2 protein-coding genes are annotated in these 1,839 nt (G+C 52.8%); both read left to right on the forward strand.

From position 1 onward, the window contains the following. Window positions 1-267: 267 nt before the first annotated feature. Window positions 268-1,320: a 3-deoxy-7-phosphoheptulonate synthase AroG gene (gene aroG, locus VGM55_RS12345; RefSeq protein ID WP_331635621.1), complete on the forward strand. Its 1,053-nt coding sequence runs from the start codon at window positions 268-270 to the stop codon at window positions 1,318-1,320. A gap of 262 nt (window positions 1,321-1,582) precedes the next feature. Next, the coding region (locus VGM55_RS12350) for a DUF898 family protein (protein ID WP_331635622.1) at window positions 1,583-1,839 on the forward strand (257 nt) is incomplete at its 3' end.

A 1,839-nucleotide genomic window follows, 5' to 3' on the forward strand; every position in this document is an offset into this window, starting at 1 on the left:
CTTCCAGTGCGACATGAACCACCGGGTGGTCATCAACTAATAACAGAGAGGGCATGTTCAACTCGGGTCGCTTTATATTCCGATCGCTAGCATAGCGAAAAAGGAGGCTCTGCGCTCCCCTGATGAAACAGCACAATCTGCTGTTAATTTGGCGGTTCCAGCGGAGGGGGGCAAAGGTGATTTACAGCGCCATTCCCACAGGCTAGATTGTTGGGATCTACACCGTTACGCACTGCGAAATACCCCTCGATACCGAATGGAAAAGCTATGAATTACCAAAACGACGATTTACGCATTAATGATATTAAGGAACTCCTGCCGCCGGTGGCTTTGCTGGAGAAATTCCCGGCCACTGAACGCGCAGCAAAGACGGTGTCCCAGGCCCGCAGCGCAATTCACAATATCCTCCGCGGCAGCGACGATCGCCTGCTGGTGGTGATTGGTCCTTGCTCTATCCACGATACCCAAGCCGCCAAAGAGTACGCGGGGCGTCTGCTGGCGCTGCGTGAAGAACTGAAGGGCGAGCTGGAAGTGGTCATGCGCGTATACTTCGAAAAACCGCGCACCACCGTGGGCTGGAAAGGCCTGATCAACGATCCGCAGATGGATAACAGCTTCAACATCAACGACGGTCTGCGCCTGGCGCGTAAGCTGCTGGTGGAGATCAACGACAGCGGCCTGCCGGCCGCCGGCGAATTCCTCGACATGATCACGCCGCAGTACCTGGCGGATCTGATGAGCTGGGGCGCCATCGGCGCGCGCACCACGGAATCGCAGGTGCACCGCGAGCTGGCCTCAGGCCTCTCATGCCCGGTCGGCTTCAAGAACGGCACCGACGGCACCATCAAGGTGGCGATCGACGCCATCAACGCCGCCGGCGCGCCGCACTGTTTCCTGTCGGTAACCAAGTGGGGCCACTCGGCGATCGTTAACACCAGCGGCAACGGCGACTGTCACATTATTCTGCGCGGCGGCAAAGAGCCGAACTACAGCGCGGCGCACGTGAAGGACGTCAAAGCCGGCCTGAGCAAAGCCGGGCTGCCGGCGCAGGTAATGATTGACTTCAGCCATGCCAACAGCAGCAAGCAGTTCAAGAAACAGGTGGAAGTCAGCGCCGACGTCTGCGGGCAGATTGGCGGCGGTGAAAAAGCGATCATCGGCGTGATGATCGAAAGCCACCTGGTGGAAGGCAACCAGAGCCTCGAAAGCGGCGAGCCGCTGGTTTACGGCAAAAGCGTGACCGACGGCTGCATCGGCTGGCAGGACACCGAAACCGTGCTGCGCGATCTGGCGGCGGCGGTGAAAGCGCGCCGCGGTTAAAGGCAGCAGCATGGGCCCGATATCGGGCCCATGCGCATATATGATTAATTATTTTAATTATATATATAATCCAGAATTCATATTGATAATTAATAGTTATATAGAATAATTATTCTTAATATTGTCTGTTTTTTATTTTCAAGTAAAAGAATGTTTGTCATTTTGATTGGAACTGTGCTTATATAATGTGCTTATTTGTTTTGCAAAAGAGTTGCATAATTAAATAATTGTCATGACTTGTTATTTTCAGGATGAAAACATAATGAAAGAAAACACCTCGCAGTCACCGGGGCTGCATCGAATTAAATTCCACGGGGCAGGTGGAGAATATTTTTCTATTTGGTTAGTCAACATGTTATTAACGTGTTTAACCTTAGGCATCTATTCCGCTTGGGCGACTGTGCGTAGCCGTCGTTATTTTTACGGCAATACGGAATTGGATGGCGACCGTTTTGATTACCATGCAAAACCAGTGCAAATCCTCATCGGGCGGCTGTTGGTGATTGGCCTCATCGCTAT

The organism is Cedecea sp. (assembly GCF_036500665.1).
Lineage (GTDB): Bacteria > Pseudomonadota > Gammaproteobacteria > Enterobacterales > Enterobacteriaceae > Cedecea.